14 protein-coding genes and 1 pseudogene are annotated in these 18,147 nt (G+C 68.7%); 10 read left to right on the forward strand and 5 right to left on the reverse strand.

What is annotated here, in order from left to right:
- Nucleotides 1-135 precede the first annotated feature (135 nt).
- The 4 genes from OG522_RS40125 to OG522_RS40140 all read right to left on the reverse strand — a co-directional run bounded on the left by OG522_RS40125 (nt 136) and on the right by OG522_RS40140 (nt 5,330).
- Complete coding sequence (locus tag OG522_RS40125) at nt 136-699, reverse strand: EF-hand domain-containing protein (RefSeq protein WP_329468429.1); 564 nt, start codon at nt 697-699, stop codon at nt 136-138.
- A gap of 2,063 nt (nt 700-2,762) precedes the next feature.
- Entirely contained in the window at nt 2,763-3,590 is an 828-nt protein-coding gene (locus OG522_RS40130; protein WP_329468430.1) for a hypothetical protein, read from the reverse strand.
- A 489-nt stretch (nt 3,591-4,079) separates the two neighbouring features.
- A complete protein-coding gene (locus OG522_RS40135) occupies nt 4,080-4,400 on the reverse strand; it encodes a hypothetical protein (protein WP_329468431.1) in 321 nt (106 codons plus the stop codon).
- An 84-nt stretch (nt 4,401-4,484) separates the two neighbouring features.
- The gene (locus tag OG522_RS40140; protein ID WP_329468433.1) at nt 4,485-5,330 is read right to left on the reverse strand and encodes an IS5 family transposase; all 846 of its coding nucleotides are present in this window, start codon (nt 5,328-5,330) and stop codon (nt 4,485-4,487) included.
- 264 nt (nt 5,331-5,594) lie between these two features.
- On the opposite strand from OG522_RS40140, the gene OG522_RS40145 reads away from it, so the two are divergent.
- The 9 genes from OG522_RS40145 (at nt 5,595) to OG522_RS41485 (ending at nt 15,803) form a co-directional block, all read left to right on the forward strand.
- Nucleotides 5,595-5,993, forward strand: a complete 399-nt coding sequence (locus tag OG522_RS40145) for a hypothetical protein (RefSeq protein WP_329468434.1) — start codon at nt 5,595-5,597, stop codon at nt 5,991-5,993.
- Nucleotides 5,994-6,040: 47 nt separating this feature from the next.
- Nucleotides 6,041-7,525: an ISL3 family transposase gene (locus OG522_RS40150; RefSeq protein ID WP_329468645.1), complete on the forward strand. Its 1,485-nt coding sequence runs from the start codon at nt 6,041-6,043 to the stop codon at nt 7,523-7,525.
- Between the two features lie 721 nt (nt 7,526-8,246).
- Entirely contained in the window at nt 8,247-9,314 is a 1,068-nt protein-coding gene (locus tag OG522_RS40155; protein WP_329468435.1) for a hypothetical protein, read from the forward strand.
- A 125-nt stretch (nt 9,315-9,439) separates the two neighbouring features.
- Nucleotides 9,440-9,925 carry a hypothetical protein gene (locus tag OG522_RS40160; protein WP_329468438.1) on the forward strand — a complete coding sequence of 162 codons (486 nt, stop codon included), beginning with the start codon at nt 9,440-9,442 and terminating at the stop codon, nt 9,923-9,925.
- 9 nt (nt 9,926-9,934) lie between these two features.
- Nucleotides 9,935-10,528: a TetR/AcrR family transcriptional regulator gene (locus OG522_RS40165; protein ID WP_329468440.1), complete on the forward strand. Its 594-nt coding sequence runs from the start codon at nt 9,935-9,937 to the stop codon at nt 10,526-10,528.
- A 375-nt stretch (nt 10,529-10,903) separates the two neighbouring features.
- Nucleotides 10,904-11,704 carry an FAD-dependent monooxygenase gene (locus OG522_RS40170; protein WP_329468441.1) on the forward strand — a complete coding sequence of 267 codons (801 nt, stop codon included), beginning with the start codon at nt 10,904-10,906 and terminating at the stop codon, nt 11,702-11,704.
- On the forward strand, nt 11,701-12,594 hold the full coding sequence (locus tag OG522_RS40175; RefSeq protein ID WP_329468442.1) for an SDR family oxidoreductase: 894 nt from the start codon (nt 11,701-11,703) through the stop codon (nt 12,592-12,594). Before OG522_RS40170 ends, OG522_RS40175 begins: the two co-directional genes overlap by 4 nt.
- 123 nt (nt 12,595-12,717) lie before the next feature.
- Nucleotides 12,718-14,451, forward strand: a complete 1,734-nt coding sequence (locus OG522_RS40180; RefSeq protein ID WP_329468443.1) for an IS1182 family transposase — start codon at nt 12,718-12,720, stop codon at nt 14,449-14,451.
- Between the two features lie 270 nt (nt 14,452-14,721).
- Nucleotides 14,722-15,803 (forward strand): IS630 family transposase gene (locus OG522_RS41485; RefSeq protein WP_443074875.1). Its coding sequence is split into 2 segments (ribosomal slippage): nt 14,722-15,223 and nt 15,223-15,803, totalling 1,083 coding nucleotides; the frame shifts between segments, so codons are not numbered across the junction.
- A gap of 136 nt (nt 15,804-15,939) precedes the next feature.
- On the opposite strand, the gene OG522_RS40195 is transcribed toward OG522_RS41485, so the two are convergent.
- Nucleotides 15,940-16,617: a class I SAM-dependent methyltransferase gene (locus OG522_RS40195; protein ID WP_329468444.1), complete on the reverse strand. Its 678-nt coding sequence runs from the start codon at nt 16,615-16,617 to the stop codon at nt 15,940-15,942.
- 810 nt (nt 16,618-17,427) lie between these two features.
- On the opposite strand from OG522_RS40195, the pseudogene OG522_RS41490 reads away from it, so the two are divergent.
- Nucleotides 17,428-17,957, forward strand: a pseudogene (locus tag OG522_RS41490) (class I SAM-dependent methyltransferase); the annotation flags it as partial.
- Nucleotides 17,958-18,147 lie beyond the last annotated feature (190 nt).

Below are 18,147 nucleotides of genomic sequence, written 5' to 3' on the forward strand. Positions count from 1 at the left end.
GCATTCTCTCCTCGCGCAGGGGCTTGCCCGAGCCAAACTAAGAAACGGCCGCCGACCCCCGCTTCCTGCGACCCGGTCCCCCGGGCATCGGTGCCCGTTTACCGCGCGGTGATGACGCTCAATCTTGTGGGTTTGCTATGCGGGATCCAGTGGTCCGAGCAGCCATACGCCGGTGGAGTTGGGTTCCTCGTTGAAGTAGAACTCACGGATTGCCTGAAGCATGTCGTCCCGGCTGATCAGCCCGTCGGCGTCCTGGTCGAGGCGGCCGAAGACTTCGCGAGCGTCCGGTTCAGGCACTCCCATCAGGGCGCCAGACCAGCGAACCTGCTCATCCCGGGTCAGTTTCCCGTCGCCGTCCTCGTCCGCGATGTCCATCAGCGCGTCGAGGAACGGCAAGTACCCGGCGTCGAAGGAAGCGGGGGTCACCAGCAACCCGGCGGCGAACGCAGCCTGATACTCGGCGAGGCTGATGCGACCATCGACGTCGGTATCCGCAGCCCGGGACAGGTGATGCCACAAGCCGTCGCTCAGCTCTCGCATGTGCTTGAGCGCGGGAGTGTCGGGCGCGAGGCGGAAGGCGCCAGCGAGGCGGTCGCAGGCCGACTCAAAGTCGGCGCGGTCGATATAGCCGTCACGGTTGGTGTCGAAGGTGGCGAAGCGGCGGGCGAGCTTGCGCTGCAGAAACGGCGAGATATCCATGCCTGACACCCTGTCTGCGGAAGCGGCGCTTGAAAAGGCACCGACCGGCCTTATCGCGGTACCTCATCAGCGGTATGAACAGCATGTGCCGCTTTTCGCGCACCCCAGACGACGCGATCGAGGTTGCCTGAAACCCGGAGTTCCCGTGCGAGTCGTTCGCCATCGAGGACACCCTCCACCCCGACAGGCTCATCCTCGGCTCGACGCCGAGCACTCCTGGACCCAGGCCGTACTTCGCCAGTGCTTCGGCCGTCGCCCAACAGCTCCACTAGCTCAGCCACGGTCACCGATCCCCAGGCCGTCGACAACGCCCGCAAGACGCACCCCCGAACTCGACTACATCGACGACCCGATCGCCGCCGCCCAGGGCGCCGACCTGCTGCTGCACCTCACCGAATGGCCGCAGTTCTCCCACGTCGACCCACACCGGCTCGCCTCCCGCGCCGCGAACCCGAAGGTCATCGACGGCCGCGGCCCTCTCAACGCCGAGACCTGGCGCGAGGCCTGGCGCTCTACTACCGGCCCTACTACCGGCGCTCCTACCGCGGTAACTACCGGTGCTACTACCGGTGTCCGGGGGAGCGTGCTCGGATCATTGCTGGTCGGGCGGTGGGGGTAAGCGGGGGAAGTGTGCTGACACCTCCTTCCCTATAGGGAGGGAGCGCCCTTTCTCTTCTTGGTGTGGATCGCGGCGACGTGTACGGGGCCGGTGCGTGGTCCGGGCTGGCTGCCTGGCAGTGTGGGCAAGTTGGGCCGCGGGTTGGCTGCACTGGTGATCCGGGCGTTGTGCCGGGAAGTGTGCCGGGACCACTGCCGGGGGGTGGGCAAGGACTTTCGTGATCCCGGCCGTCTCTGCTGATCAGCGCTGCCAGGCATGGACAACTTCGACGCCGACACCTTCTTGTACGCGGTAGCCGTACAGGAGGTTGGGGTTCATGGAGGGGGCGGCTCGGTGGCCGCAGTGGCGGGGGTGGAGTGCGGCCGGCCCCGCGGCGAGGACGGCGTGGGGCCGGGCTCGGACGGGGCGTTGTGGGCGCCTTAGGCGTCTGGGGGCGGCTCCGTGGCCCTGCTGGGGAAGCGGCTGTTCGGCGGGTGGAGGGGCGTCTCGCTCTTACCGTGGCCACTGTGGTGGGGGCTGCGGTACGGGCTGTACAAGGGGCTGTACGAGGGGCTGCATCACTCCCCGTGACGTCCCATCGTTCGCGCAGGTCAGACCCCTTGGTAAGCGGTGGTCGGCATGCCGACTTCCCTCCGTACGCTCTGCCTGGCCCTGATGCCTGGGTTGGTGGGGGTTGTGGTGGGGGCGGGGCGGCGCGTGTCGGTGGGCGGGCGCTGCGCTGGCGGTGGCTGGGTGGGGCGCCGGGCCGGTGGCCCGCCGCGAGGGCGCGCGGCCCGCGCTGCGCCTGGTGGTGGTTGCCGTACGGGTTGCGGTACTTGTTGCTCATCAGGTTGCCGGGTGGGTTGCTCTACTGGTTGCGCAACGGGTTGCGTAGGGGCGAGAGCGCGCGGCGGGAAACTGCTGGTCAAGGGCCGCCTGGTTGGTCTGGGGCGCGCCGACACCTCTCTGTATGGACTACAGAGAGGAGGTTGTTCCCGTCCGGGGCGCGAGGGCGCCCGCCAGGCCGGGGAGTTGGGCAAGGAAGTCCGGCTGCCCAGGCTTGCCCGGTTCCCGGCAAGAGTGGGCAAGCCAAGGCACCCGCCGGACTGCCGTATCTGGTACACGATCTGGTACGCCATCCGGTACAGGTATCTGGTTCACCATCTGGTACACCCCGGTTCCGGCAAGCACCGGAAAAGCCCAGGCCAAACCGCATGGTGGGGCGTGGTGAGAGGTCAGGCATCCCCTTCTGCCCGTCCCCCTGCGCCCAATGATCAAGAAAGAGAGGGTGGGTCTTGGGTGAGCGGGTGCGGCGGGGATGGGCGCCGTGGGGAGTTGGGATCGCGCGGCCACGGGGTGTCCGCGCGGCGCCGTCCCCTTGCGGACCCGCTGCGGGGGCAAGCCGAAGGGGACCCTGGGCAAGCCCGGTCGCGCGGGGCTTGCCCAGGGCTGGGGCCCGGCCGGGTCAGCGTCGGTGGCGCCAGTGCTGGTGGGCCTTGAGGACCTCGTAGCTCCATGCGGTGTGCGGACGGGTGCCGGTCGGGGTCGTCCAGCCGAGCTGTTCGGCGACGGCCGGGAAGCGGGGGTGCATCTGGCGGTCTCCGACGGTGACGAGCGCGGACAGGAGCGGTTCCCCCTTCCGACCGTCTTCGTCGACCAGCCACAGGAGCACGCACTGGTCGTCGGCGTGCAGACGGGGCAGGCCCGGCAGGCGTTTGTGGATCTGGGGCCAGGTGGTGGTGGCGCCGGCCTGGGCGGTCTGCTCCAGCAGCGGCCGCAGCTCGGTCGCGAGCTCCCACAGCTGCCCGGTTTCCAGGAGTGCCGGCTCTTCCCTGCGCGGCGGGCGAACCTTCACGACCGGCGAAGGTTCCGGGGCAGGCGCCGATACCGGGACGGGCGGCCGGGGCAGCCGGGGCGGTACGGAAGAACGCCGGGGCGCCGCAGACGAAGAGGGATTCCGGCGTGGAGACCGGGCGACGGATTCGCCGGCCCGGGTGGCACCCGGCCGCCGGGGGGCGGCGGTGACTACCCGCGGCGGTGAGGGGACGGACTGCGGGGGAGCCGCGGCGGCCTGGCGGCGCTCTTCCTCCTGCCACCGGCGGGAGCCCAGGATCTCCTTCAGGTTCTTCAGCTGGGCCCGCTGCTCGCGGGTCTCGCTCGGTGGAGCTCCGGCCGCCTGCTGCCAGGCCAGGGCGTACAGGTCGGCGGCGACCGCGACCGCGTACCGGTCGATGGCCCGCTTCAATTCGGTCAGCGTGTGGTTCAGCGTGCGGCGGACCGTGGCGATCTCCATCGCGGTCCTGGGAGCCCGGCCTGTGGTTCGGCGACGGAAATCCGTCTGCCACGCCGCACCACCGCTGAGCCGCACCCGGTTGTTACCCAAACCCGTACCCCCCGAGCTGCACAACAGATGCCCAAACGGTCGGGCAGTCCAACGCCCAGGCGCAAGAGACCGACCGGCCAAGAGCGACCTTCCATCGGATGGTTGCCGGGGGCTTGCCCAGTCCGGCCCGCCCGTATGCCACACGGGCCGCATGGGGGTTGCACCGGAGATTGCGTGCACAGGTGGCTGCAGGGGTGCACTAGGCGGGGGACCGCAGGTGTGACCGGAGGTGGGACCCCCGGAAACTGGTGATCTTCCATCTATGCAGGTCAGGGGCCATGGGCAAGCCCCCTTCGGAAGACGACACCTCTTACCTCGCGATAGCCGAGGGGAGAGGTCTATCCGTATCCCCGGGGGCCGGCGGCCGCGCCGAGGGGTCGGCGATTCTGCGAATGGGCGTCAGATGAGCGGCCGGGTGCGCTGCAGGTTCAGCAACGTGGGCGGCAGGCCAAGGTCACTCATCGCCTTCTCGATGGTCGGCTTCATGGGATTGCCCACCAGCAGCGGGCTGATGGCTGCTGCCGCCTGAAGCAAGGCCACGGGAATCCACAGCCGCTCGGCGGTGATATCGGCCTCACCGCCCTTGGGCTCCGTGGTGAACTTCAACTTGCCGTCGTCCACGACCAGGAAGGCGTCGGCAGTCGCGCCCGTGGTGTGCGAATAGGCCGACTGGTGCCGGTAGACCGGATAGACGTCGGCAGTTCCGTATGCCTTGACCATGGTGTCGAAGTTCTTGAGCTCGCCGACCAGCCGCTTGTGGACCTGCTCGCTCTCAGAGGACGTTCCGATTGAAAACCGGATAGTTCATGGGTTGTGCCAGGTTATGGGTGTTTCGCTGGTTGCTCGTTTCGCGAGGTTCGAGATCATCGCGATGCGGATCATGCTCTCGGAGTGCGCGGGCTTGGCCTCGTAGTCGCGGGCGAGGCGGCGATGCATCATGATCCACCCGAAACTTCGCTCGACGACCCAACGCCTCGGGACCACGGAGAAGCCTTTGACCTGCTCGTTTCGTGGGACGACGTCGACATCGATGCCGAGGGTGGCGCCGTGCTCGATGGCCTGGGTTTTGTAGCCGGTGTCGACCCATGCCTTGGTGATCGCGGGATGGTCGGTGGCGAGCTGGGTGAGGAGCTGTTTGCCGGCCTCGTTGTCGGAGACGCTGGCGGCAGTCACGATGACCAGCAGTAACAGACCGAGCGTGTCGACGACGATGCTGCGTTTGCGGCCGACGATCTTTTTGCCGGCATCGGTTCCCTGGGTATCGGTGGGGACACTGGTCGCGGTCTTGACGCTCTGCGCGTCGATCACGCAGGCGGTGGGTTCGGCGGTGCGTCCTGCCTGCTCACGGACCATGCGGTGCAGGTGGACGCCGAGTTTCTCGATGGTGCCGTCCGCGGTCCAGTCGCTGAAGTAGCTGAACACGGTGGTGTGCGGCGGGAAATCGTGCGGCAGGTAGCGCCACGGGACACCGGTCCGGTTGAGGAAGAGGATCGCGTTCATGACTTCCCGCAGGTCAGTGAGCTTGCCCCCGAGGTTGAGCGACGTCTTCTGACGTTCGGCCCGCCAGGCCGTCAACGTCGGCTCCATCAACGCCCAGCGGGCATCGGAGAGATCACTCAGGTACGGCTGGCGCTGCTGCGAAGAGGTCATGGGGATACTCATGCACGAGGTCCCTACCCGGGCATATCACTCGATCGAGCGAGGCAAAAGCCGCTTTCGACGGGTTCTTCGAACCGGACAGGAGCTATCAGATGCAACCGGGGCGAAACGTAAGGCCACACCTGTCGAAGCTGCAACCGCACATCGCCTGTTCTATCTGTATGGAGCCAATTCGGGCACGACAGAACTACCTCAAACCACCACATAAATGACACGAACGTCCTCTGAGGACAGGTTGGGCGGGCTTTCATGCGGATGCGATTCGAAGCCGGGGCCGAGGAGGAGTTCGAGGCGGCGTGCGGGCTGCTGGTCGACCGGGCGGCGCTGGACTACCGCCACCGGGCCACCGCCGACGGTCGGCTGGGGCTGGGGGAGCCGCGGAATGTGGAGGAGCTGCTGCTCCGCTGGCTGCCGGAGATCATCACTGATCTTCCCGGGGAGGAACGCGGCGACGCCCCGGACACGTTGCGTACGCTGCTGCGCTATCTGCACGCCGCGCAGTTGGCGGATCCGCGCGGCCCCGCACCTCGAGGTTCTGTCGACGATCTTGTGATGTGGACGGCGGAACGAGTCGCGTCAAATCTTCGCGATCATGCATCGCGTGCTCTCGTGATGTGCTTTTGGAGTTGTTCCCTTACCTGTCCCCGTTGTTGATCGAGGAGGTGGAGAGGCAGTCCGACCGGGTGGTATTCAGGGCTCGTGTGCGGGCGATGGTCGCGGTCTGCCGGTGCGGTGAGAGCTCGGCACGGGTGCACGGCAGGTACATTCGCAGGCTGCGTGACGTCGCCGTCGGCGGTCTCGGTGTCGTGATCGAGTTATGTGTACGCCGATTCCGCTGCGAGAACGCCAGGTGCCCGGCGGTGACGTTCGCCGAACAGATCGCGGGACTGACCACCCCACACAGTCGCTACACGCCAGTCTTGCGTGGGATGTTGACGCAGATCGGCTTGGCCCTGGCGGGCCGGGCGGGAGCCCGCCTGGCGGGCGTCATCGGCATCACGGTGGGCAGGGACACACTCCTGCGCATGGTCAGAGCGGTGCCGGAACCGGATGTCGGCGAGGTGGAGGTGCTGGGTGTCGATGACTTCGCCTTTCGCAAGGGCCGGCATTACGGCACTCTGCTGATCGACATGGCTACCCACCGGCCGCTGCACCTTTACGACGGCCGCGAGGGCGAGGACCTGGCCGCCTGGCTCCGCGGCCATCCCGAGGTGAAGGTGATCTGCCGCGACCGCTCGAGTGGTTACGGAGAGGGCGCTCGGCTCGGGGCGCCACAGGCTCAGCAGGTCGCCGACCGGTATCACTTGTGGGCCAACCTCGGCCAGGCAGTGGAGAAGAGTGTGAACGCTCATCGCTCCCGCCTGGCCGAACCGGCTCCAGATGACGCCGCCGAGTGGGTGGAGGGCGAACCCGCAGTGGTCCAGCCGCCACAAGAGCTGAAGATCGTGACTCGCCTGCGCGAACAGCACGCAGCCGCCCACGAGCTGTGGACGCAGGGCATGTCGAAGGCGGCGATCGGGCGGAAACTCGGCCTGCACCAGGCCACCATCCGCAAGCTGGTCAATGCCCGCTCCGCCGATGACGTCGTCGCCAAGAGCCTGCAGCGGGCGCGCGTCGTCGACCCGTACGTCGGCCATCTGCACCGGCGCTGGAACGAAGGCGTCCGAAACGCCGCACAGCTCTACCGCGAGATTCAGCAACTGGGCTATCCCGGAGGCGAGTTGGCCGTCCAGCGTCACCTGCGACGCTACCGGACCGGACGCGGACACACACCCGCCGTTGGACCCAAGCCTCCCTCGGTCCGCGAGGTCACCTCCTGGATCATGACGCACCCCGAGCACCTGCGAGACGAAAACACGGACAAGCTGCACCGTCTACGCGAGCGCGATGCGGAGCTGGACCGGCTCACCTGCCATGTGAGGAAGTTCGCCGCGATGATGACCGGCCGCCACGGCGACCGACTCGAGGACTGGATCGCCGACGCCGAGCAGGACACCCTGGTTCCCCTGGCAACCTTCGCCCGCAACCTTCGCCGCGACCTCGACGCCGTCCGCAACGGTCTGACTCTGTCGCACAGTTCCGGCGCCGTCGAGGGCAACGTCAACCGGCTGAAGATGCTGAAACGCCAGATGTTCGGCCGGGCCGGCCTCGATCTCCTTCGCAAACGCGTCCTGCTGGCACGATGAGCCCGGACCACCTGGATCACAAGATCGTCGACAGAACCGCACTCGAGGACTCCCTCGCAGCAGTCGACGCGGTTGCGGAGCTGTATCCGGGGGCGATGGCGGACCGCACCCGCTGGGGTCTGGCGAAGTTCTGGGCGATGACAGCCGTCGAGCAGGGCGTGGTTGTTCTGGACGGGGCGGCGTTGCAGCGGTTCGCGGAGCGTGCTCAGCGCGGGGAGGTCGCCTACGACCAGCAGGCCCTGGACGCGGTCATGGAACGGCGATTGACCGGCCGTGCTCTGTCCAGTGTGGCTCGGGCCGAGCCACAACTGCCCGTGGTGCTGCCCCCGGACGACGAGCTGCGCCGACGGGGCCGAGGCCTCGACGATCGTGGGGCAGTTGCGCGGGCTCGCCGAGTGGGCGGGGCGCGACGGCCGCGCGGTGACGGCGGCGGGGCGGCTGCGGATGGCCGATGCCCGCGAGCTGGTGGACGTGCTGGGTACCGGCGACAAGGCCGAAGGGGTGCGCTCTTCGGCCGATCTGCCGCGGCTGCTGGTGGAGTGGGCGAAGAAGGCGCGGCTGGTCCGGGTGGCCAAGGGGCGGTTGTATGCGGTGGCCAGGGCCCGGCCGGTGCATACCGATCCGCTTCAGTTGTGGCTCCGTGCTTTCGAGGCGTGTTTCGAGTTGTGGCAGGCTCTGATCGGGGCGCGCAGTGGCTGGCACGTCGAGTCGATGCTCTTCGATGCGTACGAGGACGCTGGAGGACGTGCTGAACACGCTCTACAGCCTGTCGTACTCGATGCCCTGGCCGCGGCTGCGCGACTCCGTACACCTGGCCTATCGGACCCGCTTCCGGCTGGACGGCGGATCGGACCTTCAGTACCGGATGTGGTTCGAGCACGCCGACCGGGACCTGCGCACAGTGCTCGACGCGATGGCGGACCTGGGCGCGATCGAGCGTGATCGGGGGATGGCCGATCCGGTTTTCCTGGAGGTCGACCTCTCCGGCGACGGAGACGAACTGCCTGCGGACATGCCGCCGGAGCTCGCGGAGCTGCTGGGCGTCGCGGGGATGGCAACGGACCCGGCGGCGCAGGAGCGTGCCGATGCCCGGCGAGAGGAGCTGACCGTCGGTCCGGTCGAACTCATCCGCCTCACCGAGCTGGGCACCCACGCTGTACGGCAGCGGTTGCTGGCGGCCGGCTGGGAGGCACCGTTGGTCGGTGAACTGGCCCAGGCGTCGGCGGCCGGCCTGCTGGGGGTGCTGGCCGAGGACTACGACCCGGATGCTGCCCGCGCGGAGCTGGCCGGCTGGCTTTCGGCCCGCGGCGAGCGGGATGCCGCGCTGCGGCAGCTCGTCGAAGCGGTACGGTCCATGCCCTTCCTGGTGCGTGCGCAGGCGATGCTCGCTGTACTGCTGACGGCGTTGCCGGATGGCGAGGGCGAGCGGCTGCTGCGCGGCGACGCAGCGCTGGCGCCGCTCGTGCTGACCGCGCTGGCGCACCATGAGCTGCTGTCCCCCGAGGACATGACCGATGCTGAGCATCTGCTGCTGATCGCAGAGAACCTGCTCCAGCTCGTGGAATTGGCGGGCGGTGGGGACGGCGCCGAGGAGGTGCTGCGTGCCCAGGGCCGAGATGCCAGGGACGCGGTTGCCGCCGCGCTGGACTCCGCGCACCCGGACCGGGCCGGACTCGAAGCGCTCGGGCAGCTCGCGGCCCGGGCGCTGCGTATTCCCGCCGCCCGACTCGGACGCGCCCGGAAGCGTCGGCGCACCGCCGGCAAGAGTGGCCGCAAGCGGCACCGCTGACCAGGGCATGACCGCCTGCTCATGATGGTGCCAGGTGAGACCGGCACCGGCCACGGCGTCGGGCGACGGGAAACCGGTGGACTCGGCGTCGTACGTCCCTGGTGGCGCGCGCTACGGTCGGAGCCGTGGCCGAAGGATGGGACGAGGACGGGCTGCGAGCCGTGCGAGGCGCGCTCCACATTCAGGACTGGGTGGCGCTGCTTGCCGCGTTGCAGCGTGGAACCGTGCGTGAGGTGCTGCAGCTGGCCGGCGATGGTGTGGCCGGGGCCGCGGCGCGGGGCCTGCCGGGGGCTGCGGAGATGGCGGCCTCGTTTATCGGCGAACTCCAGGAGCGCGGCTTTCGGGGCGACGAGGAACTGGCGCACCAGTTGCGAACGGCCATGGGAGATGCGGCGATCCCCCTCCTGCGCCCGCTCGCGGTCGATCTGGAGATGCTGGCCATGCTGTTGGAGGCCGACCTGGCTGAGTCGGGTGGCCGGATCGATCTGTCCGCCGGGAAGTGCCGGCCGGCGTTCACCGACGAGTTGGAGCCTGGGTCCGGGGTTGAGGAGGCAGGACTACCGTACCCCCCTCAGGCCCACGACTTGGCGGCGCGGGGTGCGCTGCGCTAACTTGGCCATATGGCTAACTTAGTCGATCGAGCAACTTCTGGTCGCGGCCACCGCCGCCGCGAGCAGTTGATCAACGCCGGCGTCACATTGCTGGCGGATGGCGGCTGGCCCGCGGTGACCACGCGGGCGGTGGCGGAGCGGGCCGGTACCAACACCGGGTTGATCCACTACCACTTCGGAGGCCTGCCCGGCCTGCATGCGGCCATCGCGCGGAAGGCCGGCGACGAGGTCATCACCCCGGTCGTCGACGCCCTTCTGGAGGCCCAGGACCCTAACGCCGCTTTAGGCAGCGTCCGCGATCTGGTTCCGGCCACGACCGGCGACGGCCGGACGATGCGGCTGGCGGTGGAGGTGATGGCGGGTGCCTTGCGCGATCCGGCGCTGGGCGAGGTTGTGCGTGACGGGCTGCGCCAGGCACGGGCGCGGATCGGTGAACGGCTCGGAGAGTTCCACCCGTCGTGGTCCGAGGCGAGACGTACCGGCGCGGCCACCGTCGTCGCCGCGCTGCTGGACGGGCTCCTGCTGCACCGGCTACTGGACGCGTCGCTGCCCGTCGACGAGGCGTTGGCCGCGCTCGGCGATCTGATCGGAGACCGCCCGTGAGGGTGCTCATCTCCGGTGGTGGCGTTGCCGGACTGACCTGTGCCTACTGGCTGGATCAGGCGGCCCACACGCCCGTCGTCGAGCGCGCCCAGGCCGGCCCGTTGGGCGGCTACGGCATCGACCTGTCCGGCACCGGCTACGACATCGCCGGCCGCATGGGCATCCTCGACCAGCTCGCCGCCCGCCCGCTGCGCGTGGACACGGTCGCCTTCGTCGACGCCGCCGACCGGGTCACCGCGCGGCTGGACCGGCAGCTGGCGGAGAAGGTGCTGCGCGGCCCGTACCTCGCGCTGATGCACACCACCCTCGAGGAGATCCTCGCCAACACCGTACGGGGCAAGGTCGAGGTCCGCCACCGGCAGAAGCATCGCCAAGGTGCAGCAGAGCGACGGCGGCGTGGAGGTGACCTTCGCCGATGGCACTCAGGAGGGCTTCGAGGCGTTGGTGGGCGCCGACGGTGTGCACTCGCGCACCCGCGAGCTCGTCTTCGGTTCCGAGCCGCGCTGGACCCGCCACCTCGGCTTCAGCATGGCCTGCTATCCGGTGCCGGACACCGCCGGACTCACCGACGTACGCGCCCACTTCACCGAGCCCGGCCGCCAGACGATGCTGTATCCGACCGACACGGTCGGTACCTCGGTGGCGCTGTCCCTCTACCGGGCCCAGCCGCACGGCAGTATTCCGCGCCCCGAGCGCGTCGCCCGGCTGCGGGCGGCCTACACCGGCTCTGGCTGGCACACCCCTGAGCTGCTCGCGCACGCCCCGGACGGCGGCTTTTTCATGGACACCCTCACCCAGATCGAGATGCCCGGCTGGCACCGCGGCCGTGTTGCGCTGATCGGCGACGCCTGCGGCGCGCTGACGCTCACCTCCGCCCAGGGCGCCTCGGTCGCCATGGCCGGCGGCTACCTGCTCGCCGAGGCGCTCGCGGCCCACCCCCGTGACCATGCGGCCGCATTTGCTGCGTATGAGGCGCGGTTACGGCCTTTCGTCGCTGAGCGCCAGCGCCGCGCCCGCGGGCTGGTGCCGGCCGCGCGCGCCGGCCAGAACATCCAGCGCATGGTCACCCGGCTCATCCTGCGGGATGCCTGTGCTCCGCTGCTGCGCTTCGGCTTCGGCGACACCCGCAGCATCCTGCCCACACCGCCCAACAACACGAAAGAGACAGAGCAATGAGGGTTCTCGTCGCTGGTTCAACCGGCTATCTGGGAAGGCATGTCGTCCGGGAGCTGAAGGGTCGCGGGCACTATGTCCGGGCGCTGGCCCGCGACTCCGCGCGGTTGGGGCCGGTCCGCGATGCGGTCGACGACGTGTTCACGGCTGATGCCACCGATCGGGAGGTGCTTGCGGGCTGCTGCGACGCTATCGACGCGGTCGTCAGCACCATCGGGCTCGTGGGCAAGAGGAGCAGGCAGACCTGCTGGGACGTGGACCACGGGGCCAACCGGAACCTGCTGCAAGAGGCCGGCCGGGCCGGGGTCGGCAAATTCGTCTACTCCTCCGTGGTCCGCGCACCTGCCCTGGAGAAGCTCCAACTCACCCGCGCCAAGCGCGCGTTCGAACAGGACCTGCGCAGCTCCGGGATGGCGTACACGATCCTGTTCCCGAACGGCTTCTTCTCCGACTTCGACGAGTACCTCAACATGGCCCGCAAGGGCCGCGTCTACGTCTTCGGCGACGGCCGCTTCCGCATCAACCCCATCGATGGTGCCGATGTCGCCGCGGCAGCAGCCGATGCCCTCACCACTGACGCCGACGAGGTCGAGCTCGGCGGGCCTGACGTCCTCACGCACGAGCAGATCGCTCAAGAAGCCTTCCACGCACTGGGCACCACCCCGCGCATCACCCACATCCCGGCCGGGCTCCTCAAGACGGGCCTTGTGCTGATGCATCGGCTGACCCCACTGCGCGTATACGGGATCGTCGAGTTCCCGCTCACCGTGCTCACCCACGATGTGCTCTCCCCGACCACTGGCCAACGGCACCTCGCCGACTACTACCAACAGACGGCGACATCCGGCCCCGGCGGCGACAAGGTCACCCCGCCGGACCGGCCAGCGGCATAGCCGTGCCGTTCATTTTCAGGTCTCCGTGGATCCTGCTGGCCAAATGTCGTGTCCTGGGGTGTGGGGGCGTGGTTGGCAGTGTGGTGGCCGGTCTTGTCGTTCCCGGCCGCTGGGGTGGGAGTCATGTCGTTGCGGCCGGAGGAATGGCCTGAGGTCCCCGAGCTCACGGCGCGGGTTGCACGGGCTGCGGCCGCGCGTGGGGCGCCGCCGTTGGCGATGCGGGTGCGGGATGAGCTCGGCGCGCTGTTCGCGGATGCGGAGTTCGCCGTGGCGTTCGGCCGCCGGGGTCGGCGCGGATGGTCGCCGGGGCGCCTCGCGATGGTGACCGTGCTGCAGATGGCGGAGAACCTGACCGACCGCGCCGCCGTTCAGCGGGTCCGGTTCGACCTGTCGTGGAAGTACTGTCTGGGCCTGGAGCTGGAGGACGTGGGCTTCGATGCCTCGGTGCTCTCGGAGTTCCGCACCCGGGTGGTCGAGCACGGCCTGGAGGAGCGGGTGCTGGATCTCCTCGTGGTGGCACTCAAGGAGAAGGGCCTGGTCAAGGCCGGTGGCAAACAGCGTACCGATTCCACTCATGTACTCGCGGCAGTGCGGGAGTTGAACCGGTTGGAGCTGGCCGGGGAGAGTGTGCGGGCTGCGCTGGAGGCGCTGTCCGCCGCGGATCCCACCTGGGTGGCTCAGGCACTGGAGGTCCGTGAGTGGAACCGGCGTTACGGGCGGCGCATCGATGCGTCCTGGCGCCCGCCCGGCTCCCAGGCTCAGCGGGACGAACTCGCCCTGGACTACGGCCGCGACGCGGTGGCTCTCCTGAAGGCGGTCTATCGCCCATCCACACCGATGTGGCTGCGGGAGCTGCCCGCGATCCAGGTGCTGCGGCAGATCACTGTGCAGAACTACCTGATCGCCACGGACAGCGGCGGGTCGGAGGTGGCCAAGCGGCGGGAGGCGGACAAGGACGGTCTCCCGCCCGGCAGATTGCGTCTGACTTCGCCCTATGACCTCGACGCCCGTTACGGCACCAAGCGAGATCTGCACTGGACCGGGTACAAACTGCACATCAGCGAGGTCTGTCACCCGGCCCGGCCCGATGACCAGACGTCGCACACTGGACGGCGGGCACGTCCTCCGGTCCCCAACATGATCACCCACGTCGCGACCACCGATGCGACCGTGCCGGATGTGAAGCTCGTCGAGCCCGTCCACCAGGCCCTTGCCGCCCGGGGCCTGCTGCCCGCCGAGCACTACCTCGACTCCGGCTACGCGAGCGCCGAACTCATCGTCGGCGCTCACACCACCTTCGGCATCACCCTGGTCACACCACTGCTGACCGGGACCTCCCGCCTCCACCAGGAGAACACTGCCTACCAGCGCGAAGCCTTCACCATCGACTGGGACGTCCGCCGGGCCACCTGCCCCCAGGGTGCCACCAGCCGCTTCTGGAGCCCGACCCAGCACAAGGGCCGCGACATGGTCGTGGTCCGCTTTGACCAGGCCGACTGCGGCCCCTGCCCGGCCAGGGCTCTCTGCACCAAAGCCACCCGCTGGGGCCGTCAACTCACCCTGAGGCCACGCCCCTTGCAGGAACTCGTCGAGGCCAATCACACCGCCCAGGAAACTCTTGAATGGCAGGCGAAATACGCCCTGCGGGCCGGCGTCGAGGGCACCATTCGCCAGGCCATGGCGGTCACCGGCAGCCGCCGAGCCCGCTACCGCAGCCTCGGCAAGACCCATCTCGAACACGTCTACTCCGCCGTCGCCCTCAACCTGATCCGCCTCGACGCCTGGTGGAACGGTCAGCCCCTCGACCACACCCGCACCAGCCACCTCGCCCGCCTCGACCTCACCCTCGCCGCATAACCCCACATTTGGCCAGCAGGATCTCCGTGGTCGATCGGTCGACGGTGTCCGCCGATGCGCGGAGTCGTGGCACGGTGGCATCCGGTCCCAGGTCGAGGCGCTTCCCCACGTCCAGGCGGATGGTGCAGTACGGGTTGACGTTCGACCAGCCTCCCGAACGTGCCGCCAAGTAGCTGATCATGAGTGTCGGGATTACTGACTTCGGCTCGTCAGGGTGATCTTCGCCGAAGTTCCTGATGGGGCTGGGGTGTTGGCTGTATTCCGGGGTGTGTGAGATACGCGGATGGGGGTGGGCTGACCGTCGCGGGGCGTCAGCGCCGGGAGTCGCTTCGGATGCAGGCGGCTGAGCTGTTCGAGCAGAAGATCAAACCGCCGGAGGTCGCACGGCGGCTTCGGGTGAGCCGAAAATCGGCCTACCGGTGGCATCAGCTGTGGCGGGAGGGCGGTGTGCAGGGCCTGGCCTCGCGTGGCGCGAGCGGGGCGCGGTGCCGTCTGTCCCCGCGCTGCCTAGAGAAGCTGGCCATGTACCTCGATGAGGGACCGGCCGCGCACGGCTGGGTGGAGGACCAGGTGTGGACCGCCGCTCGGGTGGCCATGCTGATCGGCAGGAAGTTCCACGTCTCCTACAGCGTCGTCGGCGCGACACGGCTGATGCACCGGCTCGGGTTCTCCCCGCAGGTGCCCGCCCGGAGGGTGGCCGAGCGCGACGAGCAGGCCGTCACCGTGTGGAAGGAGGCGACCTGGGCCGAGGTAAAAGGGCTCGGGCGGCCTGCGGGGGCTACCTCTGCTTCGAGGACGAGGCAGGCTTCACCCGCAAGCCGCCCAAAGGACGCACCTGGGGCCGGCGCGGCGTGACACCGGTCGTCACGGTCAGCGGACGCCGCTCGGGGCGGTTGTCGGTGGCCGGGCTGATCGCGATGCGGCCAGGCTCGCGCACCCGACTGTGCCACCGGCTGATCTGTCACCCATCGGGCAAGGGCAAGCGCCGCAGCATGGGCGAACGCGACTTCATCGCGCTGATCGACGGCGCCCATCAGCTCCTCAAGGCGCCGATCGTGCTGGTCTGGGACCGGCTCAACACCCATGTCTCCCGTGCCATGCGGAAGTTGATCGACGAGCGCGAGTGGCTGACGGTGTTCCTGCTGCCTGCATACTCGCCCGACCTGAATCCCGTCGAGTGGGTATGGGCACACGTCAAACACAGTCTGGCCAACCTCGCTGTCGTCGCCCTCGACCGTCTGGAGACACTCGTCCGCAACCGGCTCAAACGCTTCCAGTACCGGCCCGGCACCCTCGGCGGCTTCATCGCCGGAACCGGCCTCACCCCAGACACCGCACCTTCGCCCCAATGAGCCAAGGTCAGTAACTCGGCCGTCTCGAAGCGTGCTTGCTCACGCCGGGACCGCTGTCGGGCGTCAGGCTGCCCATCCGGATAGCGCAACTCCTGGATATGCTGCCTGTCCTCCCGGCACCGCCCGATCCTGGAGGTCAGCCGCTGCGGGCGGCCCAGACCTCGACGTACGGGCCCCGGTCCACAGAGTCGACGGCGAATCCCGCACCGGCCACAGCGGAGGCGAACTCGTCGGGGTCCCAGACCGTGTACCACCGCCGGGCGTCAGGTTCGTCAAGCCATCCCGTGCGGCCTGTGGCCTTGAGACACACGTACATCCTGCCCCCAGGCCGCAGCAGCCCGGCGAACTGCCCCAGCACGTCCGTCGCGTCCACCCTGTCGAGGTGGACAAGCGAGGCGGAGGCCCAGATCCCATCGAACGTTCCGGTCGGGAACCGCGTCGCGACCTCGCGCAGGTCGCACTGGGAGGTGGGCGCGTGGGCGTTGGCCATCGCCACGAACACCGGGTTGAGATCCACACCACGCACCACGTGCCCATACTTTTGGAATCGCGCAAGGTCGCGGCCCGGACCGCATCCGGCGTCGAGGATCAGCGAAGGCGCAGGCAAGGACGCTGCGAACCGCTCGACGCGATCCCCCATCTTCGGAGCGTGAACCGCCGCGTAGTCGTCGGCATGGTCGCTGTAGACGGCGACTGACTCAGCTACTGGGTCCAACTGTCCCCTGCCGGATGTGGTGCGTGGCTTCATCCCGCCTATCCTGACCGGCCGCTGCATCGGTATCCAGTGGCCAGAACGAAAAGGGATCAAGCTCATACGCCGGCACCCCACCGATATAGGCGACAGCGCGCCGAAGGACGTAATAAGCGTCACCCTGAAGCGCAGAGGTCAGTATCCGCCCCGCCGTCGCCCCGCGACGCGGCCCTCCTGACACCCCACGACGGGCGTGCCGTTACCCGCGTTCTCCCGCTTCAGTACGCCGTATCGCATCTGCCCACACGAGGTGGAGGGCGCGCGGCTGCGGGACTTGCAGCCCTGAGCACCGGCAATCGCGCGGCACTTGAGAGGCCAATGTGGCCTCTGATCTGCGGAAACGCTGGCGACATGGATGCGTCGCGGCTGATCGGACGGGGCCTCTGGTAACCGCTGTTTACCCCCCTGGATGGCACGTAGTGGCACGGTGCTGCTGACGGCTTGCACGGAGAGACCGATGCGGCCTGGCCCTGGCTTCTGTGCTCAAGTTGCGCGCACATTCGTGGAAGGATTCGCGGGGGTGATCAGCCTGGCTCGATCTGCTCTGTGCCGAGCGGGGACGTTCCTGGGGCAGGGCACGAGGTCACGTCGTCCAAGGTGTGCGCCCTCGTGATCGGCTTCTCCTGCCACATGGAGCTGGTGCGCCACTGGCTCCGCGTCGACTACGGGCCGGCCGCCGCCGACGCCCCACTGAGCCCCGAACTCGTATGCAACATGGCTGTGTTGCGGACGAGTTCGGTGGTTCGTTTGGCGAATCGTGCAGCTTCATGAGGAGGTGTGCGCGGCGGGGAGTGCCTGAGACGGTTTGCTGGTGGTGTGACAGGAAGCGATCACCAGGGCGGGCGGTGAGGCAGGGGCGATGAGGGGGGGGGGATGACTGCTGGCTCGCGCGCCCATTCGTTCAACGCGGCTGCTGACCAATACGCGGCCAGCCGCCCCTCGTAGCCGCCCGAACTCTTTGACTTCATCGAGTTCACGAGCCGTCCCCCTGGCGCGTGCCCGCGCTGCCGACTATCGGCGCGGGCACCGGAATCGCCACCGCGCTGCTGCGCGGGCGCGGGGCCGAGGTGATCGCCGTTGAGCCGGGCGACGCCATGTCCGCCAAGTTTCCACACCCTGCTCCCGGATGTGCCGGTCTTCGGAGGTGACGGCAACGCCCTCCCCTCGCGGATGCCTCCCCCGACGTCATCACCTACGCCCAGTCCTGGCCGTGGACCGACACCGCCCGCGCGGTCCCGGAGGCGCTGCGGATCCTGCGTCCGGGCGGCGCGCTCGCGATCTGGTGGAACACCACCGCCTTCGACGTGCCATGGATCCGAGAGCAGCACCAGAGGATCGCGCACCACTGCGGCGTGAAGCCGACTTCTTGGGTGCGTCCCGACGACCGCGACGCCATCCGTCTCCCTAACGGGGTGGCGGAAGAGACCTACGTGGTTGATCTGCTGGTGGCCACTCCGTGACCCGCTTGGTGTCCTGGAATCCGGAAGGGGAGCTATTCCAGCTGTGCGTCTTGTGCCGCGATTCCGGCCAGGGCGGTGTGTGCGACGCGCAGCGGCGGTGCTTCGTGGCCCGTCTCGGGGAGCGGCGCGATGG

Origin of the sequence: Streptomyces sp. NBC_01431, from assembly GCF_036231355.1 — a bacterium.
GTDB lineage: Bacteria > Actinomycetota > Actinomycetes > Streptomycetales > Streptomycetaceae > Streptomyces.